General features: G+C 53.5%; 30 protein-coding genes. 12 read left to right on the top strand and 18 right to left on the bottom strand.

The annotated features are described in order from the left end of the window. Together NLK58_RS08415 and NLK58_RS08420 are read right to left on the bottom strand one after the other, a co-directional pair. Positions 1-417, bottom strand: coding sequence for a type II toxin-antitoxin system HigA family antitoxin (locus NLK58_RS08415; protein ID WP_117618092.1), 417 nt, complete (start codon positions 415-417; stop codon positions 1-3). 5 nt (positions 418-422) lie between these two features. Then, positions 423-734 carry a type II toxin-antitoxin system HigB family toxin gene (locus NLK58_RS08420; RefSeq protein ID WP_341582499.1) on the bottom strand — a complete coding sequence of 104 codons (312 nt, stop codon included), beginning with the start codon at positions 732-734 and terminating at the stop codon, positions 423-425. A gap of 459 nt (positions 735-1193) precedes the next feature. Here NLK58_RS08420 and NLK58_RS08425 point away from each other — a divergent pair, with 459 nt between their 5' ends. From NLK58_RS08425 to NLK58_RS08440, 4 genes are all read left to right on the top strand, one after another. Continuing rightward, on the top strand, positions 1194-1418 hold the full coding sequence (locus tag NLK58_RS08425) for a hypothetical protein (protein ID WP_341582500.1): 225 nt from the start codon (positions 1194-1196) through the stop codon (positions 1416-1418). Between the two features lie 97 nt (positions 1419-1515). After that, the gene (locus NLK58_RS08430; protein ID WP_341582501.1) at positions 1516-2016 is read left to right on the top strand and encodes a hypothetical protein; all 501 of its coding nucleotides are present in this window, start codon (positions 1516-1518) and stop codon (positions 2014-2016) included. A gap of 201 nt (positions 2017-2217) precedes the next feature. Further along, on the top strand, positions 2218-2562 hold the full coding sequence (locus NLK58_RS08435) for a PBPRA1643 family SWIM/SEC-C metal-binding motif protein (RefSeq protein WP_117618094.1): 345 nt from the start codon (positions 2218-2220) through the stop codon (positions 2560-2562). 29 nt (positions 2563-2591) lie between these two features. Beyond that, positions 2592-3026, top strand: coding sequence for a DUF3010 family protein (locus NLK58_RS08440; protein ID WP_341582783.1), 435 nt, complete (start codon positions 2592-2594; stop codon positions 3024-3026). A 128-nt stretch (positions 3027-3154) separates the two neighbouring features. Here NLK58_RS08440 and NLK58_RS08445 read toward each other — a convergent pair whose 3' ends face one another. The 4 genes from NLK58_RS08445 to NLK58_RS08460 all read right to left on the bottom strand — a co-directional run bounded on the left by NLK58_RS08445 (position 3155) and on the right by NLK58_RS08460 (position 5455). After that, positions 3155-4450 carry a mechanosensitive ion channel domain-containing protein gene (locus NLK58_RS08445; RefSeq protein WP_341582502.1) on the bottom strand — a complete coding sequence of 432 codons (1296 nt, stop codon included), beginning with the start codon at positions 4448-4450 and terminating at the stop codon, positions 3155-3157. A gap of 94 nt (positions 4451-4544) precedes the next feature. Continuing rightward, the gene (locus NLK58_RS08450; protein WP_117618096.1) at positions 4545-4856 is read right to left on the bottom strand and encodes a helix-turn-helix transcriptional regulator; all 312 of its coding nucleotides are present in this window, start codon (positions 4854-4856) and stop codon (positions 4545-4547) included. 14 nt (positions 4857-4870) lie between these two features. Further along, positions 4871-5224 (bottom strand): type II toxin-antitoxin system RelE/ParE family toxin, encoded by a 354-nt coding sequence (locus NLK58_RS08455; protein WP_117618097.1) that lies wholly within the window; start codon positions 5222-5224, stop codon positions 4871-4873. Between the two features lie 96 nt (positions 5225-5320). Next, complete coding sequence (locus NLK58_RS08460) at positions 5321-5455, bottom strand: hypothetical protein (protein ID WP_341582503.1); 135 nt, start codon at positions 5453-5455, stop codon at positions 5321-5323. A gap of 282 nt (positions 5456-5737) precedes the next feature. On the opposite strand from NLK58_RS08460, the gene NLK58_RS08465 reads away from it, so the two are divergent. Continuing rightward, entirely contained in the window at positions 5738-6640 is a 903-nt protein-coding gene (locus tag NLK58_RS08465) for a formate/nitrite transporter family protein (RefSeq protein WP_341582504.1), read from the top strand. Positions 6641-6687: 47 nt separating this feature from the next. On the opposite strand, the gene NLK58_RS08470 is transcribed toward NLK58_RS08465, so the two are convergent. Next, positions 6688-7680: a c-type cytochrome gene (locus tag NLK58_RS08470; RefSeq protein WP_117618099.1), complete on the bottom strand. Its 993-nt coding sequence runs from the start codon at positions 7678-7680 to the stop codon at positions 6688-6690. 19 nt (positions 7681-7699) lie between these two features. Then, positions 7700-8311: a c-type cytochrome gene (locus tag NLK58_RS08475; protein ID WP_162893699.1), complete on the bottom strand. Its 612-nt coding sequence runs from the start codon at positions 8309-8311 to the stop codon at positions 7700-7702. Positions 8312-8716: 405 nt separating this feature from the next. Between NLK58_RS08475 and NLK58_RS08480 the strand changes: the two genes are divergently transcribed. Further along, positions 8717-8884, top strand: a complete 168-nt coding sequence (locus NLK58_RS08480) for a hypothetical protein (protein ID WP_341582505.1) — start codon at positions 8717-8719, stop codon at positions 8882-8884. Positions 8885-8903: 19 nt separating this feature from the next. Here NLK58_RS08480 and NLK58_RS08485 read toward each other — a convergent pair whose 3' ends face one another. Beyond that, positions 8904-9362, bottom strand: coding sequence for a DUF4174 domain-containing protein (locus tag NLK58_RS08485; RefSeq protein ID WP_341582506.1), 459 nt, complete (start codon positions 9360-9362; stop codon positions 8904-8906). A gap of 180 nt (positions 9363-9542) precedes the next feature. Continuing rightward, positions 9543-10847, bottom strand: coding sequence for a ferredoxin reductase family protein (locus tag NLK58_RS08490; protein ID WP_341582507.1), 1305 nt, complete (start codon positions 10845-10847; stop codon positions 9543-9545). 188 nt (positions 10848-11035) lie between these two features. Between NLK58_RS08490 and NLK58_RS08495 the strand changes: the two genes are divergently transcribed. The 3 genes from NLK58_RS08495 to NLK58_RS08505 all read left to right on the top strand — a co-directional run bounded on the left by NLK58_RS08495 (position 11036) and on the right by NLK58_RS08505 (position 12891). Further along, the gene (locus NLK58_RS08495) at positions 11036-11788 is read left to right on the top strand and encodes an SDR family NAD(P)-dependent oxidoreductase (protein ID WP_341582508.1); all 753 of its coding nucleotides are present in this window, start codon (positions 11036-11038) and stop codon (positions 11786-11788) included. A 103-nt stretch (positions 11789-11891) separates the two neighbouring features. Further along, on the top strand, positions 11892-12383 hold the full coding sequence (locus tag NLK58_RS08500) for an MOSC domain-containing protein (protein WP_341582509.1): 492 nt from the start codon (positions 11892-11894) through the stop codon (positions 12381-12383). A 73-nt stretch (positions 12384-12456) separates the two neighbouring features. Further along, positions 12457-12891: a tautomerase family protein gene (locus NLK58_RS08505; RefSeq protein ID WP_117618102.1), complete on the top strand. Its 435-nt coding sequence runs from the start codon at positions 12457-12459 to the stop codon at positions 12889-12891. Between the two features lie 61 nt (positions 12892-12952). Here NLK58_RS08505 and NLK58_RS08510 read toward each other — a convergent pair whose 3' ends face one another. Then, positions 12953-13258, bottom strand: coding sequence for a hypothetical protein (locus NLK58_RS08510; protein ID WP_117618103.1), 306 nt, complete (start codon positions 13256-13258; stop codon positions 12953-12955). 137 nt (positions 13259-13395) lie between these two features. Further along, on the bottom strand, positions 13396-14058 hold the full coding sequence (locus tag NLK58_RS08515) for a hypothetical protein (RefSeq protein WP_117618104.1): 663 nt from the start codon (positions 14056-14058) through the stop codon (positions 13396-13398). 826 nt (positions 14059-14884) lie between these two features. On the opposite strand from NLK58_RS08515, the gene NLK58_RS08520 reads away from it, so the two are divergent. The 3 genes from NLK58_RS08520 to NLK58_RS08530 are packed head-to-tail and all read left to right on the top strand — an operon-like array spanning position 14885 to position 18701. Further along, on the top strand, positions 14885-17122 hold the full coding sequence (locus NLK58_RS08520; RefSeq protein ID WP_117618105.1) for an ATP-binding protein: 2238 nt from the start codon (positions 14885-14887) through the stop codon (positions 17120-17122). Beyond that, complete coding sequence (locus NLK58_RS08525) at positions 17122-18276, top strand: response regulator (RefSeq protein WP_341582510.1); 1155 nt, start codon at positions 17122-17124, stop codon at positions 18274-18276. Before NLK58_RS08520 ends, NLK58_RS08525 begins: the two co-directional genes overlap by 1 nt. A 44-nt stretch (positions 18277-18320) precedes the next feature. After that, complete coding sequence (locus tag NLK58_RS08530; RefSeq protein ID WP_341582784.1) at positions 18321-18701, top strand: very short patch repair endonuclease; 381 nt, start codon at positions 18321-18323, stop codon at positions 18699-18701. Position 18702: 1 nt separating this feature from the next. Here NLK58_RS08530 and NLK58_RS08535 read toward each other — a convergent pair whose 3' ends face one another. From NLK58_RS08535 to ureE, 6 genes are all read right to left on the bottom strand, one after another. Further along, the gene (locus NLK58_RS08535; protein WP_227539523.1) at positions 18703-19779 is read right to left on the bottom strand and encodes a restriction endonuclease; all 1077 of its coding nucleotides are present in this window, start codon (positions 19777-19779) and stop codon (positions 18703-18705) included. A 78-nt stretch (positions 19780-19857) separates the two neighbouring features. Then, positions 19858-20862 (bottom strand): DNA cytosine methyltransferase, encoded by a 1005-nt coding sequence (locus NLK58_RS08540; RefSeq protein ID WP_227539484.1) that lies wholly within the window; start codon positions 20860-20862, stop codon positions 19858-19860. Between the two features lie 675 nt (positions 20863-21537). Beyond that, on the bottom strand, positions 21538-22113 hold the full coding sequence (locus tag NLK58_RS08545) for a HupE/UreJ family protein (RefSeq protein ID WP_341582511.1): 576 nt from the start codon (positions 22111-22113) through the stop codon (positions 21538-21540). A gap of 43 nt (positions 22114-22156) precedes the next feature. Beyond that, a complete protein-coding gene (ureG, locus tag NLK58_RS08550) occupies positions 22157-22795 on the bottom strand; it encodes an urease accessory protein UreG (RefSeq protein WP_117618110.1) in 639 nt (212 codons plus the stop codon). A gap of 22 nt (positions 22796-22817) precedes the next feature. After that, a complete protein-coding gene (locus NLK58_RS08555) occupies positions 22818-23531 on the bottom strand; it encodes an urease accessory UreF family protein (protein ID WP_341582512.1) in 714 nt (237 codons plus the stop codon). Further along, positions 23503-24081, bottom strand: a complete 579-nt coding sequence (gene ureE / locus NLK58_RS08560; protein ID WP_341582513.1) for an urease accessory protein UreE — start codon at positions 24079-24081, stop codon at positions 23503-23505. Before ureE ends, NLK58_RS08555 begins: the two co-directional genes overlap by 29 nt. Position 24082 lies beyond the last annotated feature (1 nt).

Here is a 24082-nt window from a genome sequence, read left to right on the forward strand (position 1 = left end):
CTAGAAAAACAGTACCGGAGACACCCCAAACCGCTTGCCGAGGGCTTCCATGTGTTTGCGGGTCAGTTTTTTACCTTCAGCACCATTGAGAATCTTGCTCACATTGCCCTTTGAGCCCAACTCGGGCAGATCAGCAACCCCAAGACCGTGTTGAGCCATCAGGGTTTTCAGTACAGCAATCCCCCTGTCCGTTTCTGCAACAGCGGCATTGAAGTCGGAAAACTCTGCAGCCTGGTCCTCCCAGCGCTCAATACTGACAGCCAGAATCTCAATTAACAGTTTATTGGCGTCGTAGTCGTCCACCAGTTGATCCATCAGCTCCAACGCTCGCTCATAGTCATCCTGGGTCTCAATGTGGGCCACATAAGGCACCCGAGCCAGCGCTTCTCTGATCTCAACAAAAGCAGGCGATAACATAAGCCTCACTCCCTATTGCGACGGTATTTGTCAGTCAGCCGGTCGTATTCGGCGTGGCTGCAAATGTGTTTCACATACATGCGATTATCACGAAACTCAATGAAGGCGATCAGCCGTAAATTGTTGCCGCCAATGTCGATAACCCACCATTTGTCCCGGTATTTGAAATTGTTCAGGGACGGGAACACCTGGCGCAGCTGATCAGGTGTTTCAAACCGTCCATAACGCAACGTGGTGTAGGTATTTACCAGAGCCTCCCGGTCATTGGGAAACTGCCTAGCCGCATCACTGAACGGCTTTCTTGAAATAATGTGCACGAACTTTCCCTGTTTCTTTTTTTGAAACCATAGCAAAAAGTTTCCGAAATAGAAACTGTGGGTTAGACGGTTTCTATCCTGTTTCCAAGCCGGCGCGAACTACCAGATATAAAAGCGGGACAGATCTATTTTTCTTCAATACGGTGGGGAGAAGCGGGCACCATCACCCTGGCCTGCCCTGGTATCAGCGTCAATCAGGAGGCCTTTTTCATAACCGGTGCCAACCATTTGCGCTTGGCCTTCTCCACCAGATCTCGAGCATCGTGAGTCCAGCGGTGGAAATTGGGGCTGTAGTAATTGAATGTACTTGTCATTGGTGGCCAATTGAGCGAATTCTCTGAGCTAACGGATAGCACTTCCTGGTTTTCGTTTTTCATCATCATCCTTGTCGGCACCCAACCATCGTTGTATCTTCGGATTCCTCGCCCAGGAAGGGCCATGTTTACAAGGAACGAAACAATGGAATCTGATCAACGCGAACACATATCCGCAGTCATCAATTATTTCTGGGGCGAAGGAGCAACCTCACCTGAATCTGTAAACCAAGGTATGGCGATCATCGCCTACGAGGCACTGGAAGAAGCACAAAGCTGCTCAGCAGCGATGGATTTTGTCCCTCGCCCAATCTCTGGCCGCCCAGGCGGCAAGTGCATCATTAAACAAGTCGCAAAGATTGGAAAATGAATTGCCTCTGGCGACACCCAGATCTACGAAACCTGCCGGAAGCGTGTTGCGATCAACTTTCGAAACCAAATGGAAATGGCAAAACAAGGATTGTGATATGAAAAAAACCGCCTTGCTAACAGGTTTGGCCTTTGCCTCTCTCTCGGCATGCGCCCAAACCGATCCATACATCACAGCAGCCTATTCTGGCATGAAGTTCCAGGTACCCGGATCACCCGTCATCGTTGGGTCAATTGGTGCAAACCACGACATTCTGTTGATCAAGTATTCCGATACCGTCGGCAAGCGATACATCAGTTTCGGTACCGAAAACACACTCGAAACGGGAGGCTGCGGATGGTCTGATTTTTTCGAGGCAACGCTATCGGAAAAAGAAGCCCACAGTTGTGATCAGGCTAGCGTAGAGTCTTTCAAGAGCGTATTTTTTCAAGGTGCGGATGCGGGCATCTGGAAAGCCGCAGATAGAGCTTACTACTACTTCCTGCCTGATCAGGGTTCCTCGTTTGTCTTCTTTCAGTCCAACAATGGTAACCTGATCAAGTTGGAATCTGACTTTCTCGATTCTGATGGCTTCCGACGGATGTTAGGGGATATGTAGAGCCGCCGGAAACCGCGGAAACCAAGACACCCATTAGCCAGCCGTAGCCAAGGCACAATAGAAGACCTGACCCTGTTCTCCGTTTTCCTGTTCCCCGGTCCGACTCAGGAAATTATATCTGCCTATATCACCGTTTCCGCAAGCATGCTAAAAGATTCCTCACAGCAGTAGGCTGGGTACTTTCCTCATCAGGATATCAGCATGTCAGATAAATTTTTCTTCAAGGGCCGGCAGGACGCACGCCAGCACCACACCGCTTACGGCGGCTTTCAGACCAACGCCAGCCAGAAGAGTGGCAGCAGGAAGTATCCGCTCACGCTGGTGGTTACCAGTGAGGCGCGCAAACAGGAGGTTGAGGCACAGGTGGCGAAGGCGAAGCTGCACGCGAATATTTCGGTTGATACCCGCGAGGGCGCCGCTGAATCCATCACTGAGCTCACCGCTATCCTGAATAAAGGAGAGACGGTCACCACGGTAAAATCGCCCTCCCGCAACGACTTCTGCAACTGCGGTAGTGGCATCAAATTCAAGAAGTGCTGTGGCTGACGACAACCGGGGTATAGAGGGCAATGGCTATGATTGTTTGCGGGGTTGAGCTGACTGGCAGCGATGCGGTGGTGTGTTTGCTGAATATGGACAGGGGGCAGTTCAACCTGCCGGAGTGCAAGGTGCGCAAACTGTCACTGCCGAAAAACCATAGCCGTGAAGATCTGAAGCGGTTCCAGGCGGCCTTCGCGGAGTTAATGGCCGAGTACGGGGTCACCCGTGTCGCGATCAAAGAGCGGATGCCAAAAGGCAAATTTGCCGGTGATGCCATCAGCTTTAAAATGGAAGCGGCCATTCAACTGACCACCGGTACTGAGTTTACCGTGACCCTGCTGCCCCCGGCACTGATCAAATCCACCCTGGCAGTCAACCCGCTGCCAATTGCTTTTGCCGATACGGGGTTGAAGGCCTTTCAGGAAGCGGCCTTTACCACCGCCTATGTAGGACAGCTGCACGGTCGTTGAACCTGAAAGGTGTGTACCGGCAATTAGAGATTATGCGCCTCCCGCACATCATCCGTGCTCCTCACCCTGCCTTGGCAACTGCGGCATTACCATTCCGGGAAAATAAATCTGCCACGGGTTTCCCATGATTATTTCGGTGGCACTTCCTTGATGTACAGGTCTTGTTGCGGGAACGGGATGGTGATGCCTTCTTGCTTGAATCGGCGCCAGATCTCCAGATTGATGTCAGAGCTTACGCTACCGAAACCTGCTTGCGGGTCTGCAACCCAGACCCGGGCTTCCAGATGAATACCGTTGTCGCCGAACTGTGTTAACCGGCACACCGGCTCCGGCTCCGAAATCACGCGGGGGTGCTCCCGTGCAATCTCCAGCATGATGGCCATGGCACGCTCCACGTCATCACTGTAGCTCACCGAAACCGGGATCTTCAGGCGTACGTTGGGGTCCGAATAAGACCAGTTAATCACCTCGGTGGTAATCAGGTTTTCGTTGGGAATGAGCGTCTCCACGCCGTCGCGATTGCGCACCACCACATAGCGGGCATGCAGTGCGACCACCCAGCCGAACTTCTCACCGACGCTGACCACATCACCGGGGCGAATCGAGCGGTCGAACACAAGAATAAAACCGCTGATGAAATTGCTGGCAATACGCTGCAGGCCGAAGCCAAGGCCAACACCCAGGGCACCGCCGAACACCGCGAGCGCCGTGAGATCAATACCGACCAGATTAAGAACGGACAGTCCAGCAACGGTAATCAGCACCAGCTTGCTGACTTTGGAGAAACCCACGGCCGCACCGGGGCTCAGATACGGCAACTGGGACAGTCGCCGATCGATAATGCCCGAGAGCCATATGGCAACCACTAACACAAGGCCCATCAGCAGGAGTAGCTTGATGACCGCCAACAGGGATATGCGCAGGTCGCCCACGGTGAAGGCCAGGCTATCCATGGCCTCAAGCAATCCGGGCAGCAAGCCCACGAGATGCAGGCCCACCACCAGCCAAATGAGGGTACTGATGACATTTTCCGAAGCCTTGACCAAGGGGCCGCTTCGCATCCCCTTGCGCAACATGTAAACCAGGATGCGGATCAGGGCGAACGAGATCAGCAGCGGGACAGCCAGATCCAGCGCCCAATAGGCCTGATTCAGCGCGGCGAGTGACGCGCGACCCAGCATAACCACCACCAGCATCGAGATTGGAAAGGCAAGGCGCTGGATGGTGCGTTGCGTAAAGTGTCGCACGCCCTGGGAATCGGCAGCGGTATGCCGGGCAATGAGATGATGCAAATAGAACGCAGCCACCCCCGCAAACACCAGAACCGCGGCCTGCGGGATGACATCCAGCAAACTTATTTCCTGCATGGCCACCAGCAAATCCTGCCAGTATTCCACCATCGACAACTCCCGAGTAACGAGCATTCAGTAACTGGCCGCACTTGGCAGCATTCAGTCTGTTTACAGTATAGGAGCCAAAAAATAGATCTGTCCCGGGTTTCCAAGCTCCCAGCCTCGTTCAAGCCGCGCGATCAGATCCGTTATCCTCACCAGCCTGCAAAGTCCAGGTCATACCCAAAGCGCGCCCCGCTTTGACAAGCGTTGTGATGGTTACACCGGTATCCTTCTCATCTAGAAGGCGGTTAACCACAGTCCGGCTGGTATGCATTTTCTGGGCAAGCTGAGACTTGTTTACGCCGGCGTGCCCCATAGCCTGCTGAATCTGCCAGACAATTACCCGCTTCAGCGCCTCAGCTTCTACCTGCTCAAGCGTACCATCGGATTCGAGCAGATCATCGAGAGAGCTGCCAACGTGCTTATGCTGTGTCATTTTATTGCTCCCATTCAGACAAGATTCTTCTTTCGATCTCTCGCCTTCGCCAACTCTTGATCCGGTGTTTTCTGAGTCTTTTTGATAAAGCCGTTCAGCAACACCATATCGCCGCGAAACATCGTGAATATGACTCGTGCAATCCGACCGTTCGAGAGATCACTGCGGACTTCCCACAAGTCTGAATTGGCTTTGCCAGAGAAGCCCCTTACCAGGGGCATGCCCAGTGGCCATCCATATTCCACCGTCTTCAGGTCGGTCCCGATCACTGAACGATCCTCTTTATCAAGCTTCAGCAACCATTCTTTGACCGGCTCTCGACCACTGTCACTTCTGTAAAATACGACGTTAACCGTTTTCCTTGTCATACAACCCCTTCCTTGGCGCAAACCAGTGTACCTAAATAAGTACATAGATGCCAGTGCACAGCATCATTCGGCACAACCGGGAAAACCGGGACAGATCTATTTTCCGTTCTGGAGGTTCGCCAGGTAGTACTCAAAATCACGGTGTTCGACGAACACTGGTTGGCGGTTATGACCGCGTTGAACAATATGGTGGGGAAAACCGGGCACAATCACCCTGGCCTGTCTTGGCATCAGCGTCTCCTTGCTTTTGAATCACAGAATCCATTCTGTGCATTGAAGGTCGATGTTAACCGAACTACAGAGCCGGTTAATAGGGGCTCAAATTAGCCTCGAGGCACAGAAGCCGGAAAATAAATCTGTCCCGGTTTCTGTCCTATGAGAGATTTACCCGTACTCCGACCTGCGCGGTGTTCGATTAAAGCATCTAAGCTATCATAGATACCAAAGACAACTTTTCGGCGGGCTCAATCTTGCAGCAACACTTGCGTTTCTGGATAGCAAAGGAACAGTTGAATGAGTGACAGGGAAGCCAAGGAGGCTGCGGACGAGCAGGGGTCTCGCGTCAAGGCCCAGGATCGTGAATCCCGCGAACGGACACCGACGCCGAGCGAAAAGTCGCTGACTCCGAAAGAGCGTGAGACCGTAGCCGAACATAGCAATCTATCGTCGCTGACTGTCTACTCTATCATTCTGCGCGAGGGCGAAAAGGAGCTTGAACGCCCGAAAAGCTCGCTCTGGTGGTCCGGCGTGGCAGCAGGTCTCGGGATTTCGACCTCGGTCCTCGTCGAGGGGATTATCCGCTCCAATCTGGGCTCAGATCACCCCTACCTGACGTTGATTGAAAGCCTGGGCTACTCGTTCGGATTTGTCCTCGTGATCCTGTGCCGGCTTCAACTGTTCACCGAGAACACCATCACCGTCGTGCTGCCGGTTCTGGCCCAGCCGACGCGCAACCGGTTCTATTGTACCGCCCGCCTTTGGGGAATTGTGCTTGTGGCCAATCTGTGTGGCACGTTTATTACCGCCGCCATCGGCGTCCACGGGGGCATCCTTCCCGTCGATACCCTGGCCGCGATGGTGGAGATGTCGCGCCACCTGGCAACACTGACTCCGGCCGAGACACTTTTGCGGGGTATTCCATCCGGCTTTTTCATAGCGGCTATTGTGTGGATGCTGCCTTCGGCGAAGAGATCCGAAATGCTGGTTATCGTCATGTTTACCTGGCTGATTGCGGCGGGTGACTTTACCCATGTGATTGCCGGGTCAAACGAGATTTTCACGCTAGTGCTCAGTGGGGAAATGAGCGTCTTCAACGCCCTGATCTATCATATTTCCCCGGTACTCATCGGCAACATTATCGGTGGTACAGGTCTGTTCGCGATGCTGGCCTACGCCCAGGTTCATGAAGAAATGTGATGCAGCGCCGAGCACTGGTATCCACACTGGCTGGTTAATAGGTGTCGCTAACCCGCGCCGTCGCCCAACGTATGTCCTCTAACGGTCTCGTTGTAGAGGCATTGGTGCGTGTGCCATTTCTCGTCCGTGCTAGCCTTGCTGCCTTCCCACCGGGGATCCTGAGGCCGTTCGTGACTGTTGATGAAGGCAGCCACATCCCAGGCTTGCTGGTCCGTGAGAACGGCTTCCTTCTCCACAGGACTGGCTTTTCCAAGAGGCATGTTGTATTTGATGAAGGCAGCCGCTGTGTTGACCCGGTGCATTCCAGCCCCCCAGTTGTAGGCTCCGGCACCCCATAGTGGCGGGAAAATCTGACGGCCATCGTCCGCGAATTTTCCACTGCCGTCACTGCCATGGCAAATGCTGCATTGATTCTGGTACACCTCCTCACCACGGCTCACGCTGCTTCCGTTCTGGGGTTCGGGAACAGCCGCGTAACCGCGCCCAGGCAGATTCTTGCCAATTGGTGCCCCCTCGGCCGACCAGAAAAAGAACGCCTGCAGATCCTTGAGCACCTGGCTATCGGGCTCGGGCGGTCCACCGGCCTCCGAACTGTTCGCATTCATCGAGTAGGTGAAGCAACCGCGAATGCGTTCATCCATGGTATTGACGTGGTCATTCTTGCCCCGGTATTTGGGATAAATACCCCACGCACCCCACATGGGAGCGGAGTTAGCGGCGAGACCGCCGGCCAGATGACAATTGCCGCAATTCTGCTTGTTGCCCACAAAGCGCTTGGCTTCCGGGTGCTGGCGCGTATTCACGAATGCCTCCCAACCGCTGCGCACGCTGTCACCGAACGGCCCCTCGGGAATATCGTCGAGGCTTGGGGGCTGATGGTACCCCTCCGCACCGGCTTCTGGAGCCGGTTCAAGTTCCACCTGCTTAGTGAGCGTCTCATCAACCTGGGCATTCACTGAAAGTGCAAAGAGCGCCAGGACCGCTGGCAACAGCGGACTCCGGATGCCACGAAGGGGGTGTTTGATGTCCTTTGCTGTCATGGCGGCCTCTCAGGTCGGATTATTGAACGTTATTGGAAGGCTGGGCGGGCAACGAGGCGAACCAGGCGGTCACCGCCTGGCTATCTTCGTCGCTGAGGCGTTTTGCAACCGATGCCATCAAACCATTGGGGTCGTTGTGGCGGCTGCCGGACTGCCAGGCCTTGATCTGGTTTTGGAGGTACGTTGCCGGTTGCCCCGCAATCGATGGGAAAGCGACACCCACGCCTTGACCCTGGAGGCCGTGGCAGGAGGTACAAGCGGGAATACCCTGTTGCCAGTCTCCACGCTGAGCGAGCGTCTCCCCCCGATGCAGGGTTTTCTGATCCACTTCCCCACCGGGTGCCATGGTCGGAGGTTTCAGGCTGGCGAAGTATTCCGCGACATCCCCACGCTGCTGTTCTGAAAGCGCAGAGGCGATGGGGGCCATAATCGGGTTACTCCGAGTGCCGTTAGCCATTGCTGTGAGTTGCTGGGCCATATAATCGGCATTCAACCCCGCCAAGCGCGGCCATCCGGCGGCTGCATTCCCACCACCCTGCGCGCCGTGACAGGAAGAACAGGCTTGCACCCCTTCACCGCCCTGTTGCGCCAGTTTTTTCCCTGCTTCGTTAGCCGCACCTATGGTGGGCATCAACAGTATCAGAAGTGAGAAACCAAACAGTCCACACGTAAAGCCGCCGCGACCGTGCATCGAGATGCCTCCTGGCCAAAAATATAACCCTGTCTCCCAGCCTAAAGCCATCTAGCTGGACACACATTAAAATCATAGTCCCTCGCGTCACTTTCTGGTACCACTAATCCATCCAGCGTAATCCGGAACAGATCTATTTTTTCAGAGCTGGGTATCCGTTCAGCTTAGCGGCAATCTGACCTTGTTTTGGCCGCGTATTTTGCCTTGTTGCGTTAACATGGAACACCGACAGCGCTTACATTAATAATTGATAGCTCAGTGAAAAGGAGTGTGAGAGAAGGGTCGGTTTTCGCCGACAAGCTATCCCGCCCCGCCTCGAAGGATGGGGTTCTCGCGAACCGCCTCATGGATTACCAGCACGCCATTGTAAAATTTGAAGGAGACGTTGCTGTTCTGTTCTGCAACGGCTGCGGCATCAAAATCACAGAGGGCACCAAACACGAGGACCGTGAGCACTACTGCACCATGTGCATGAGCGGCAACTGCAAAGCAAAGTTCAAAAAAGGGGATTAACAGAGGTCGTCTAACGTCCCTAATCGCTGACGCTACTTCGATTGGTTCGCATCTCCCGAATGCGCATCGGCATGCCGTCGATACGGCGGAAAATAGCGTCGAGGTCGAGACTGGACTCGCGGCTTTTGATACCGCCGTCTTTGCCGATCAACAGGACTCTGCCATACGAACGGGACTCATCAAGAACGGCCTTGATATCGCTCTCGAGGCTGCCCGAAACCGCCTTCTGATTTGAAACCACATCCGCCCCAGTGTTCACAAACCAGATAATATCCCGGTCATCAACTTCGGCTCGGGCACTCCTGAGCGTTTCGATCTCACCGCCATTCTCACTGGCGGCTTGCACCAGAATAAGCCGGTTTTTCCACTGGTAGTCGTTCAGCCTGTTCATATCAGCCCCGTGAGTCGTCAGTGTGATAAGCGAAAGCACCACCGTCAGAGTGGCTTGCCTTGTGGTGGCGACTATATTGAAGCTCATGTCTTTGTTCCCGTAATCGTTAGCTCAAGACGATACGAGAATTTGGGCTCACCTGATCATACCCCTGGCCTGTCTTGGCATCAGCGCAACACAAAAACCAGCAGGATCAGGACCAAGGTAATATTCAGCCCCCAGATGACCAAAGAAAGCCGCCGCCGCTGAGTCAACCGCTGGATTGGATTAGTCATAGCTGAACCGCTCCGAGAGAATCCGGTGAGCGGGTGTGCCCCGCTGGATCAGGTGATCTTCAACAACGTCCATCATGACCGCCGGCCCGCACATTACAAACACCCAGTCACGGAACTCTTGCTCTGAAAAGACACGATCCATCAGCGCTCCATCAATGAAGCCGGTCTCTCCCTGCCAGTCTTCCGGCGGCTCTGACAGCACATAGACCACACCCTCATCACCCAACTCTTCCTGATAGGCGATCTGCTCGACGATCCGGTTGCCATAGACCACCTTCACCTTGCGCGAATCGCCGGTCAGGCGCATTTGCCGGAGTATGCCCAGCAACGGCGTGAGGCCAACGCCACCGGCGATGAGCGCGACCCCGGGTTCCTCGCGACCATCAACCGTAAGGTTGCCATAAGGGCCATCCAAATAGGCGACGGTGTCAGGCTTTATCTCGCCAATAGTACGAGTGAAGTCGCCAAGCTCCTTGATCATGAAGGAGACGTCCGGCCCGGCCGCCGGCGCTGCGGAAATGGAGAAAGGGTTTTCCTTCATCGAGAAGGGGCTATGCCCCACCTTCAGCCAGGCGAATTGCCCGGCCTGGTAATCCAGACCACGGTGACCGTTGGGGGTCACGGTCACTTCCCATTGCTTTGGCGTCAACCGGGCGACGGACGTCACGCGCCAGGGGCGAGCCTTCTGCAGCCAGGGAACCACCAAGTACACCATCAGCAATGACCCAACCGCCACACCCGTCATGGCCAGCCACACCCAGGTCATCACCGGCTGAGATCCATAACGCCCGCCATACACGGTATGGTGCAACAGAAGTACCGCGATCAGCAGCGCGCCGAGCCCGTGTAACAGGCGCCATATCTCGTATCGGTAGCCCAGCTGGGTACGCCCGATGGCCATGACAACAAGGCCGGCAAGCAGAAGCCAGGCGATAATGCCTGTCGCCAGATCGGAAAAATCCGTCGTGAGCGTCAACTGGCGCGTGGGGTCCCATGGGCGCTCGCCCCCTGTCGGCGTCCCCTGGTAAAGAAACGGGTGCAGCAGAGCAAAAGCCAGTGCGGTGCGAGCCATGACCTGGTGAAACCGCATGGTCACATCCATGCCGACGTCATTTGAAATGGCCCTGAAACGTCCGGACAGAATGAATTCCACGAGGATCATCGAAAAGGCAAGAATGCCAAGGCCGGAGGCCAGCTCCTGGTGGAACTGGCGTGGTGGACCTCCTACCCATGCGGACAGGAGCAACGGCAGGGTGACAGCGACAAGGTAAGCAACGATCAGAAGGAGCGGTTTCATCTGGCGAGTCTTTTTCCTTTCCTTTGATCATGCAAGATACCCCTAATGATAGCCAATACTGTCAACTTGCGTGGGCACCCGAGCTCTGAGTGGCAATTGCAAAGTGAAATTTAAAAAGAGAACCTAGACAAAATAGTTCGCGGTGCCCGAGGGCGAGACCAAACCTTATGGGAAAACAGGAGCCTTCAATGACGTTTGATTTCCACGGCCGGCGCGTCATCGTCGCTGGTGGCAGCAAGGGTATTGGCCGGGCCATCGCGTTGGGGTTTGCCCGAGCCGGCGCAAGCGTCTCTGTGTGCGCACGCGGGCAGGCGTCCCTGGACGCACTGGCGGAAAAGGTGGCAGGCGAGGGGTTGGCGGCGCTGCATGTGGCCCCCTGCGACATCGGCGACAAGACCGCGTTGGAGACCTATCTGCAGAGCGCCATGGACGAGCTGGGTGGCCTGGACGTGCTCGTCAATTGCGCCTCTGCGTTCGGGCGAGAGGACAACGAAGAAGGCTGGCTGAGCAGCATTGAGGTGGATCTGATGGGCACGGTTCGCGCCGGCCATACCTGCCTGCCAGCGCTCAAGGAAACCGGGGGCACGATCATCAACATTGCCTCCATCGCCGCCCTGCACGCCTCGACACGCACCGCCCCTTACGCAGCCATAAAAGCCGCCGTCGCTCACTATACCGGCAGCCTCGCGGTAGCCATGGCCCCGCATAAAGTGCGGGTTAATGGCATTGCCCCGGGCTCGATCGAGTTTCCGGGCGGCGTCTGGGACCAGGCCCGTCAGCACAATCCGGAACTCTACGAGCATATTCGCGGGGGGATTCCCTTCGGGCGCCTGGGCACACCGGAGGAAGTCGCCGACGTGGCGTTATTCCTGGCCTCCGATCTGGCCCGGTGGATGACCGGCCAGACGCTGGTGGTGGACGGCGGCCAGGTTCTGTCCTGAGCCGCCACGCACTGGAAGCGGACGCAGGCACCCGGAAAGCCTTCGACCAACCAAAGCACAATTGTTGTCCCCAACTCATCGCCTAAGGAGTTTTGTAAAGCCCATGCCTGAATCGACCCCACTTCAAACCCTGCTGGACACACTTCCTCAATGCGGCCGCGTTGAGTGGATTGGAATCCGCCCTGCACGCGGTGAGCCCATGCAGGTGCTCGAGAGAGTGACGGTCACCCCGGGCAAAGGGCTGGACGGGGATCGATTCAAAGGCCGCGACACCAGCAAACGACAGGTGACCCTGATCCAGAAAGAACACCTGCATGCCATTGCCTCGTGCCTGCAGCGGGAAGCCATTGAACCAGACGTTTTCCGGCGCAACATCGTCGTCTCTGGCCTGAACCTGCTGGCTCTGAAAGGCAAAAGGTTCCGGATCGGTGGTGTGGTGCTGGAATACACGGGCCTGTGCCACCCCTGCAGCAAGATGGAGACCGCCCTCGGGCCGGGTGGGTACAACGCCATGCGTGGGCATGGAGGCATTACTACGCGGGTGGTTGAAGGGGGTGAGCTGGCTCGTGGTGACAATGTGCAGGCATTGCTATAGTGAAACAAGACCACCGGATTCCCAATCCGCGCCAAAACAAGTCCGAACAGGTCACTCTCCCCAGGATGTCGCCATGCCCACCTATACCGTTACGGTTGCCAATCTGCCCCTCTCACAGACGCAGAAATCCGAGATAGCGGAAGCGATAACAACCGCACATCACGCGCAAACTGGTGCGCCCCGCTTTTTTGCCCAGGTTTTGTTTTCTTCCACCAATGAGGGCGAGCACTTTGTCGGTGGCAAGGTAAACACGGCGCCCCAAGTGTATGTGCACGGCCTGGTAAGGCAAGGCCGCGCTACGGAGGTCAAGCAAGCCCTGATGAGCCAGATGCTTGAAGAGATAGTCCGGATTGCAGGCGTAACCGCTGAGGACGTCTGGATCTATCTGCAGGACATTCCAGCCACTCAGATGATCGAGTTTGGCCGGTTTTTGCCTGCGCCGGGAGATGAAGCTGAGTGGGAACGGGAAATGACGCCAGAAAAGCGCGCCAGGTTGCCCAAAGGATAGATCTGTCCCGGTTTTCCCGCCAGCATTGGCGCCCGCTTCTTGCCCCCGTTCTTTTTAAGCTTCAGCTTTCACTGAGGGTGGAAATGCCGTCTACCTCGGTTACTGTTTTGGCATCCGCCCGCTCAATGATTTTGAGGAGAGTGGATTGAATGGTTTCGTCTTCCCTGGCATCACCGCCGCTTACAAACGTTTGCTTCTGGGGATCCGCACCCTCTTCCTCGGTATATGAAATCACAACCTCGCTGGCTGAATCGGGCGTTTTACCAAAGTGCGCTTTACCAAAGTACTCTAGCGAAACCAACGGATAGCCGTGAAAGCCCTTCTTGACTTGCTTTGCGATACGCTTTTTTGCTTTATCCACATTCATAGTGAGGGCCTGTCGCTGCGGTTGTTATCTGAGTGCACATCCGCACCCAGTCGATACCATTCGCCAATTCTATGCCCTTAACCCCATCCAAAATAGGTCTGCCCCGGTTTTCCGAAAACCGTCGGCCACTGTTCAAGTCAGATCCTCCGCAAAGCATCATCAAGGTCCAACTTGCGAAACGTTTGGCGCAACGTGTCGCTGGCCAGTCGCGCCTCCCATTGCCTGCGCTGTTCCAGCATCGATTCGTCGGCAGCCAGGGAGTCGAGAACGGACAATGCATAATCCCGGAGCAGCTCACTCCGGCACTCGATGACAAGATCGGACGACGCCGCAGTACCGGACCCGGAGTAGGCAAAGCAGCGCTGGACATTGCGCCTGGCGCTTTCCCGTTCAACCGGTGAGATCGCAACCTCCCGCGCGTCGTTGTCGGGAACCAGTAAAACGTTCACGCCCCGCCCGGTAATGGCTTCGGTGGTCTGCTGCGCGTCGTGTGGAACGTGGACATTCTTGTGGTTTGGCCAGATGTCGAACATGCCATAGTCGGCACAGGGGCCCTCTCGCTGAAACGTAAAGAAATCCGGGTAGGCATAGAACTCTGGCCCCCGCTCGCGATAGCGGTCATAGAACGCGGTGACGTAGGCCATGATGAGGGTCATTGCACCAATGCCCTCAAACCGACGAGGGACAACGATGCCAAGGCGATCCGTATCCTGAAACGACGAAAACAAGTCCGAGTGCGGAATGGCCTCGCCATCCTGGGTGATTTTGAAATCGCTGCCTCGCAGGCTGCTGCTGTGCATGGTTATGTCGAACGCTTTCAGAAAATAGGCCTGTCCCGATTCTGAGCGGTCACGACCGGCCAGTCAAAAGCCATAACAACAAGCCAGCAACCCCGAAAAGAAGCACTGCGAAATGGACAGCCAGGTTCTTCCGGATAGTTGGGGCGGGCTTAGCGTTGAAGCTGAAATAATCCGCACCAAACAGCCCAACACCACAGCGCTCACAGTAGTTTTTCGAGTAAGAGACCCGGAGCTCAGATGGCTCAAACTTTTTTCGGCAACTGTAACAACTGGGTTTTCTCACTTCGGGCTCCGATTTGTCTGGAGGACCGGGCACAATCACCCCGGCCTGCCTTGGCATTAACTCCTCCTCGCTGTTGAAACACGGAATCCTTTCTGCGCTGAACGCCGATCTTAACCAAAGCACGCTGGAGGTTGTTAGGGACTTACTTTAGCGCTGGGCCATCAGCGAAGACGAAAAAATCGATCTGTCCCGGTTTTCCGATAGCCTCATTGCTTTCATGCGCATGACTGTCAGTAGTAGAGTAGGAAGTACACATAGCGGCACTAAAACGCTGTTGATTTTTCAAAGGAAAGTAAACCAGACTGACTGTAGACCAGGGCTGCTAATCAATACACGCTATAGTAACGTTCAACCAGATAAGGGCAAAATCACGCCTGTTGCTGACAAAGCGATGAGTGGACGAAAACTTCCAAGCACAGGTACTAGGCCATGCTTCTTATTTGAAAACAAGCTCTATCGATAGTTCGGGCTCTAATTCGATATTTCGATATACAGCCAACCGAATTACCGATCTCCGATGCCGCTGAGACAGGATGAAACGTAGTGACAGACCAAGAACAAATGTCATCTGAGGATGATGGTGCGGTTTCCCTTCGCCCAAAAGCACGCATTCTGAAGACCTTGGGTGAAGAATTGATCAGCAGTGAGACTGTGGCGCTAATTGAACTCGTCAAAAACGCATACGATGCAGACGCTCAGAACGTCCTTATATCCTTTTCAGAGGGCCTGATGGAGGGAAGAGGATTCATTAGAGTAATGGACGACGGACACGGAATGGATATGAAAACCATCCGTAATTCTTGGATGGTGATTGCGACTTCCACCAAAAAAAACAATAAGATAAGCAAAAGCGGAAAAAGACGAGTTTTAGGTGAAAAAGGGATTGGTAGGTTTGCCACAGCGAGAATTGCACAAGAGCTTGAATTAGTTACCAGAACAGCAGACCAACCTACAACTGAGTCATATGCTGTTTTCGACTGGACACAGTTCGAAAATGACGACCTCTTTTTAGACGATATTCTCTTTCTAGCAGATGAGCAAGAAGCTAATGCCATAGTTCCTGGTTGGCGATTGGAGAATTTCGCTGACGAAGCCTATGAAGTTCCATATCATGGAACAATTTTAACAATGAACAGATTGAAACATACCTGGGAAAAGAGCGATCTAGAGAACTTGCAGCGGGGTCTATCTAGGCTTCTTTCACCATTTTACTCAGAAAGCGACTTCAATATATTTATGGAGTTGCCAGAAGAGCACAGCGAATTTAGCTCACGGATTTCACCGCCTGAGATAATTAATTATCCTCATTACATTGTCCAAGGAAAAATAAAGGGCTCCGGTGAGTATTCATTTTCTGTACGTATCCAGGAGGAAGGTAAAGATCACAATTTTTCCGGGTTCCTCTATAAAACCTTCTCAAGAGGAGAGTGGATGCTACATACATCTAGCCAAGAATTTGAGCTTACCATCGAGAACCAGAAAGAGAGGTCTGTTGAATGTGGCCCTTTCGACTTTGAGCTCCGTATATGGGACCGGGACGAGTTAGAGAACGTAGACCAAAAAGTGGGTGGCGGCGTCAGGAGTATCAGAAAAGATTTAAATGCGATAGCAGGAATAAATATCTATAGAGATGGATTTCGAGTACTTCCATATGGAGAACCGGACAATGACTGGCTCAGACTTGACCTAAGGCGCGTGCAGTCCCCTACAAAAAGACTGTCTAACAACCAAATAACAGGTTACATTGCTATAACGGCGGATAAAAACCCACAGCTCCATGACCGCAGCAATCGGGAGGGTCTCGACAACAATCAGGCATATTTCGACCTCCAAGATATAATGAAGTTTATTTTGAACGAGACCGAAAATCTTAGGTATTCGTTCAAACGAAAAAAACCGAACGAAAAAAATAATGGTGAACAAAAAGGGCTTTTCGATTCTCCTGACTTTAGTGAGCTAGCCAAAGCTGTAAGCGGAGACGATATAAATAAAGAGTCCACATTAAAACTAATAAATAAAGCCGAAGATGACTGGAAGAAGCAGATCAAAAAGCTACAAGGCGTATTGTCCCAGTATCACGCTCTAGCCACCCTCGGCGGTATCGTTGATAAGATCCTCCACGATGGACGTCAACCTTTAGCAAAAATCCAAACCGAGGCAGGTTTAGGACAGGAGATTGCTGAAGATCTTGTCTCAGAAATACCTGAATCTGCTCAATTAAAAGAGCTTGAGAAGAGTTTTTTCAAGATAGTAAGTCAATCGTCTATTCTTAGAGATGTCTTCCGCAGAGCGGAGCCATTCGGCGGCCGCAAACGTGGCAGGCCAAAAAAATATTATATCGAAGACCTTGTAAATGAAATCTTCTCTTTATATTCAAAAGAATTTGATGATGCTTCTATAATTGCTGACATTCCATCCACGCAAACATTGGTAAGCATCGACACCACAGAACTTTCGGAGATATTTACCAATCTAATAACGAACAGCATTTACTGGCTGAAGTCTGTCCCTAAAGAATCCCGACGTATTCATGTGATGATCGAGCGCAGAAAGGACAGCTCATTGGAAATCATTTTTTCTGATACTGGCCCAGGTATAGATCAGAAATACAAGGATTTGATATTCGAGCCTTATTTTTCCCGAAAACCAGACGGCCACGGGCTAGGCTTATGTTTGGTTGGAGAAATTGTTCATGATTACTATAACGGAACCGTTGAACTATTGGATACTGGGAGTTCTGGTGGTACTGCATTCCGTATAATTATTAATAAAAGGGTTTAATGATGACGATGCCGAATTGGAGAGTTCTTTCCGTAGATGACGATGCAGATATGCATAAAGATCTTGAGAGGATACTATCCAGCAGGATGAACGGCCAAGATTTTGAGTTTACTTCTGTGACTTCTTTCGATGAAGGACTCTCGTTGATTGGAAGTCATAGGTTTGACTTGATCTTTTTGGACGTACATGAAGATAGGCATGATCCTGATCCGTCCGAAAATTTTGAGAAAGAAGATCAGCGCGGAGAGGAACTGCTGGATTCTCTTAAATCTATTCGTTTTGTTCCTGTTATTTTTTATACTGGTTTCCCTTCTAAAGTTAAGCATCTTGAGAGTCACGTCGTGAAAGTCGTCGACAAAGGTGCGCCCCCAGCGGAGGTGCGTACTGCTGTTTCAGCTATTCTTGAGACTGGTTTACCGCTCCTAACTCGGCACATTGAAGAACAGAGCAGGGCTTATATCTGGGACTGCCTTGAAGAGCCTCTCAAAAATTTGCCTGTTGATAATATTTCTAAAGATATCGCGCTTCTTGCAGCCCGAAACTTGGCTAACAATCTTTCTCAGACAAGCGTTAAAAGCTTACTCGGTTCGGATCTCGATCATATCACCCCCCTAGAGATGTATTTATATCCACATCGAGGAGATACCTGCAATCCTGCAGATATATTTAAGAAAAAGAAAGATGGAACATTATGGATGGTTCTTACTCCGGCCTGCGACTTTGAACAAGATAATGCAGAAAACGTACTTTTAGCAAGAATTTATGCCTTACCAGAGCACCATCTTTATAAGGATTGGCAAGCCGAGGCAAAAACATTTAAAGAGCTCCCTGCAGCCCAAAAAGGTAGAAAAAGCGAAGCTCGCGTAAGCGCGGCAAAAAACCGCGTAAAGAATCTTGTAAATAACAGGTACAAGGCCCGGTACAGGTTCCTTCCTGGCACATTTTTCTTACCCGATTGTGTTGTAGATTTTCAGGATTTGGTTCATTTGCCAAATTCCGATTCAGAAAAATATGAAGTTGTATGCTCTCTAGACAACCCCTACCGAGAGGAATATATGCAACTTTTTTCTAATTATTATGGTCGAATTGGTACGCCCGATTACAAAAAAGAGTATGTCTGGGAAAAGGTCGAACAATCGTTCGTGACGGACTAGTCATGCGCTCTGATATTTTGACAGCTAAACAACGCTCCTATTGCATGTCCCAAATTAAAGGAAGGAACACAAAACCAGAAATAATTCTACGTAGAGCGTTATGGCATTGTGGCTATCGATATCGCCTCAAGAGCAAGCTTCCGGGAAATCCAGATCTATTATTCACGACTTATAAGGTCGTTGTTTTTGTCGACGGTTGTTTCTGGCACAAATGCCCTGATCACTTTACGGCACCTAAAACCAGAGCCAGATTCTGGCAGAATAAAATTGATGCCAATGTCAAAAGAGATCAAAAAAACAACCAAATCCTTAGGTCGCAGGGGTGGCGGGTAATCCGAATATGGGAGCATGAACTTAAGTCTTCTTTGGAAGAGAGTGTTGGCCGGGTGGTTCAAGTCCTGAATGAACAGAAGAATAATCAGTGATTCAAAGACTTTCGAGCCATCGCTTGATCTGGTCTAGCGACCCTACGCGTTTCTTCAGAGTGGTAACAATGTCTATCCCAGAGATAATGACTACGGGATGCTGATCCTCTTTCAACTCCCTGTAGGCCTGAGTCGCAAGATAGGAAGTCGTTACAAGAACACCGAACTGTCTGTGCCTCAGGCGTGACAGCAGCCTGGATAGCTCTCGTACCCCGACACCCTTCCCATTTGGTGCATAACATTTTGCTTCCAGCGCGAACTCAACCTCAATTGCGCTCCTACCCAATCCTATTCTATACGCACCAACTGCATCCCTACCGCCGTCACGCCATGGGCGTGTTATCTCACAGTGGCCGATATCCGGCATAAAAAGCCTCGAAATCTCCACTGCAGCAGCTTCGAACCCAATCGGGTTATCCTGATATTTTTCATGGAGTAGCGAGAGGATATTGTAGTCCTCAGCAGTCTTGGGGAGTTGCTGTTCTTTGTTTCGAATGTCGATACTGTGCGGTGCATACAGGGGTGAATATCGCCGTCCAGACACCCATTCAAGCCAGAGTCTTGGAGCATGACTGGACGATACGGCGTTTCCGGCTTTTACGTCGTTCAGCCATTTACGGCTGATGACGGGCACATCGAGTATCGTGAATATCGACTTGTAGTTCTGAAATCTGAAGTTATCAGGCCCCTTCGATCGCCAAATCGCCACCAAATCGTCATCTGGCCCAAGATTCTGGGCTCCTGGCACAGCAAGCCCTAGGAAACGCATATCCCGATACTGTCCGGAGCCACCAAAAAGCAGGACAACAGGGAAGTGATCAAGGGAGACCGGAGAATGACGGGCATCGAATAGATTCCGAAGAATCTGGTTTCCCTGTCTGAGGGTATCGTGTATCCCGCGGGCTGTCTTGTTGTCGCCGTAGTAGGTGAACAGCCCACTTTCCGTATCCAAATGATCCGGCCAGTCAGGATCATTAAAGTTAGTTATCAATGCTAGTAATTTAAGGGTATCAATACTAGGCCGCTTTCCCAGGTGGCGGAAACCCGCGCCACTATCGACACCAAGCAGCTGCGGCAGAGGGTCGTCTTAGGCGTTTCCCTTGCGTGAGCCGCCATAAACATGGTCGACGATTAAGTCTGTATCAGACAAGCTCATTCAGGAAGCCAGCCCAAGCTCTTCATCTTCAATCTGTGCAATTTTCCTGAAAATGATCTCCATTACGGGAGAGCAGACGCCGTTACCGCACAATTTGATCTTGTCCCTTCGACTGCCATGGGGGAGTTCGTGCTTAGAGCCAGCACCCATAGCTTTTAGCAACTCGGGCGGCTGCAGCATTCTTAAATAAGGAACTCCACCTTGCCAAGTGACCAAACCAAACCGATCGAGAGTTGTTACAGTCCGCAGAGGAGCATCCAATGATTGCCACCCTCCAGCATAGTCCGAACCGTAATACACAATGATGAAGTCTTTGCCGGGACCCAACTCTTTGATAGCGCGCTCAGCCCTAACAATCGTGGCTTGAGCTCTCTTCTCAGTATAGAGGGGACGGCTTTTGTAGGTACCTGACCAATCGACTATCGATCGGGCGGACCGGACGGGCCGTTTGTGCATCGCTAATAGGTCTTCTCGGGAAATTATCGAGCCCTCTCGATCACATACCAAAAACATGCGTTTCCGTGATTGAGGCACACCGAAGTCTGCAGCATTTAGAACCAGATCGTTTACCTGATAGCCATGGGACTGAATAGCACTTATCAGTTCTTTGTGGCGCCCCCATTTCTTCATACGGTTAACGTTCTCAACTATCAACCAGCGAGACTTCATTGCATCAATCCAGGGGATGATCCCGATGGCAGTTTCTTTGCTCTGCTCACATCCGGGTTTGGCGCCGCGTGCAATCGAATGGGATGTACACTCGGGAGAGGTAAGCAGAACATCAGGACGATAGTTCGCTGCAAGTTCCTGAGGAGCAATATCTTCAATTGGTGAGCAGAGAACCTTTGCAGTGGGGAAGTTGCTTTTGTATGTTTCCGTGGCAATCTCCCAAGCATCCACCGCCAGGATTGGCTGGGCACCTGCGGCCACAGCGCCTCTAGCCCCAAAGCCTCCTCCACAGAAAAGATCAGCAAAAGTGAGCATGTGTCGTTTTTTACCTGCCATCGAATTTGCCCGCAATACTACCAGGTTACCAACTGCTTCGTCTCATTTGTGGATAAATTAGGTAATTCTGGCTTGTACCAGTATTACCGCCAGCGAGTAGCGTGCTCTGAATAGTCGCTGTGGAGATTTTCTCCAAGGAAATGAAACCAATACGGATCTAATGATGGGCGTTAGTTGATTACACCGAGAGACGCTGCTTGATCAACTCCAAATTCGCAAACCGATCCCCCAGCTTCATTGCAAACGACAACTTTTATGCAACCAGCAACACCGTAAGCCTGCCTTCTTCGATGAGGCGGAGAATCACCTCCCCAATCTGCGCAACAATATTTGTCTGGCCCCTCCCCGAGTCTATCCATAATTAGTCGCTGAGGCTCGATCACAAGCGTTCTTCAAATGTCTAACTGCTGTTGCTGGCCACCCGAGAGGTTGCCGCCCTGCGGGGCCGCATTTCCTTCAATACATGGAACAGCTCATAAAAACCCGCTCGGGAATTCAATTGCTGCAGTCCTTCGGCACTGCTTCGCATTGCGAAGATCTTCTTCCACAACAGGCACTGCGAACATCTACCGGTTCTGCCGAAAAAGGGTCAGATTTACTTTTGAAATGGCTAATTAAAAAGCCGCTCGGTTTCTCAAGCAGCTTTCCTGTTTTTTGGTAGTTTCTAAGTGCGTATCAAGCAGCTGCCAGGAATGCCCCAGCAATCGCGAACACACCACCAACACCACGGCTAAACCGGCTATCCGCCTTCAGCATCACGCTACCCAGCCCACGCCCAATAAGGGTGATGCCGAGCGTAGCGATTGAAAAACCAGCCAAGTAAGCGGCAAGTGTCGCACCTGCGGGCATTTCAGCACCATGCGCAAAACCGTGAAACAGCATAAACGCACCAACCAGAGTGCCACCCACAGCCGTCGGCAGTTTTGCCAGTGTGGCAATCAGGATGCCCGCGACCAGTACGGAGAAGGTAATCCCTGTTTCCACGCCCGGCAGGCTCAGGCCGCCCCAGGCGAGGGTGGCGCCAAGAATCATGCCGCCGATCACGAAGGCGGGGGTGGCGTTTTTCATGTGCTTGCTCTGGCGCACACTCCAGAAGCCGATGGCGGCCATGGCCAGCAGGTGGTCCAGGCCCAGCATGGGGTGCAGCAGGCCGCTGGTGAAGCCGCCTTCGGCGTGGCCGGAATGGGCCATGGCAGTGGCGGAGGCAGTCAGCAGCGCGGCAGCGGTGAGGAGTTTGGCTGTGAGTTTCATGGTTTTCTCCTGATGGTTCTCAAGTCGTTCGAAGTCGGTTGGCTCAGGCGGTTTCCGCCAGTTTTTCAGGGCGCCGCTCCGGCAGCATCCCCCGCTCCAGAATGAAGCTGATGATCGTCTCCAGCCCTACCCCGTCGTACAGGTTGGTGAACACGAAGGGGCGTTCGCCGCGCATTTTCTTGCTGTCCCGTTCCATCACATCGAGGGAGGCGTGCACCTGTTCGGCGATGTCGATCTTGTTGATGATCAGCAGGTCGGATTTGGTGATGCCGGGGCCGCCTTTGCGGGGGATCTTGTCGCCTGCGGAAACGTCGATCACGTATAGGGTGAGGTCGCTCAGTTCCGGGCTGAAGGTGGCGGAGAGGTTGTCGCCGCCGGATTCCACCAGTACCAGTTCCAGGTCCGGATGGCGGCGCTGGAGGTCGTCGATGGCCGCCAGGTTCATGGAGGCGTCTTCGCGGATAGCGGTATGGGGGCAACCGCCGGTTTCCACGCCGAGGATTCGGTCTGCGGCCAGGGCTTCGTGGCGCAGGAGGAAGTCGGCGTCTTCCCGGGTGTAGATGTCGTTGGTCACCACGGCGATGTCGTAGTGGTCCCGCAGGGCTTTGCACAACTGGCGCAACAGGGCGGTTTTACCGGAACCAACCGGGCCACCGACGCCAACTCTCAGACAATGTGTCATGGCAGATCTCCTCAATTGTTATTCAGCTTCTGAAAAGCCGTGAATACTGGGTTTCATGTAGGGCACTTCCGAGCGCCAGTCCCGGCAGGATGGGCCCGAGTTCGTGATCGTTTCGTTCCAGGGCGATGTCTACCGCCACCGCCAGCTGCGGCCGCAGCCGTTCGATAATGCGCTGGGCGGCGGTGTGGCCCAGGGGCAGTGCCTTGCAGGCCACGGCAAGCTGGTTTTCCAGCCAGGCCCAGGCAAAGCCGAGCAGCGTCTGGCGAACCGGCACAAAGCGTTTATGGGCGGCCCAGGCGAACATGGTGATGTAGCCGGGCTCTTCCGGAATCAGGTGTGGCTCGGGCAGCAGTTCCAGGTTGCGCAGCAGGGTAACGAGGGCGCCGCCAAGGCGGGTGTCTTCGTCGCTCAGTTCGGCGGTTTCCCGGGTGGCGTGCAGCCAATCGTTCCACTTTGCCAGCGCAATGGCATCGCCTTCGGCCCAGGCCTTTTGCAGGCGCACCAGCAGGGGCAGCTCGCAGCGGCTGAGGCCGTCTTCCAGCACGCCTTCCAGCCACGCCCCGAGTTGTTCTTCGTTGGTGACCCAGCCCAGTTCGAAGGCGCTTTCCAGCCCCTGTGACCAGGCGAAGGCGCCGATGGGCAGTGCGGGGCTGACCAGTTGCATCAGGCCCAGCAGGGCCAGGTCGTCCACCTGCGGGGTGGCGGCCTCAGTGGGTGTGTTTCTTACTGTGGCCATGGCTGTGCCCGTGGTCGTGATCGTGTGAATGACTGTGGCCGTGGCCGTGACTGTGACTGTGACCATGAGAATGCCCGGCCTGGGAATAGGCGCCAGGCTCCGGATCAAACGGGGCGGTGTGGTGCACCACGGTGGCGCCCAGGCGTTCGGCCAGTTCTTCCAGCACGTGATCCGGCGGGAAGCGCACCCAACTACCAAGCTCGTCTTCGCCGATGGCACCGCCGGAGCCAATCTGGAGGGAAACGTGGCGGTTGCCCAGGTGGTAGCACAGGCGGGCCAGCGGCTGGCCGGATTCGATGCGGGCCGTCACTACCTGCTCTGCGGCGGCGCGGATGCGCACGATCTCGCCGGTTCGGGCCTGCAGCAGGTCGCCGTCCCGCAATACCGGGCCACGATCGAGGAACAGGCCCACGTCCACTTTGGTTTCGGTGGTGGCCCGCAGCCGGCCGCGAATGCGCAGCTCGTAGGGCAGGATCAGGTTGTCCAGGATTTCGCTGGTGTCGATCCCGGTGGATTTCACGTCGCCGATGCGTTCAATCAGTTCCAACATC

It is taken from the genome of Marinobacter metalliresistant (assembly GCF_038098645.1).
GTDB classification, from domain to species: domain Bacteria; phylum Pseudomonadota; class Gammaproteobacteria; order Pseudomonadales; family Oleiphilaceae; genus Marinobacter; species Marinobacter metalliresistant.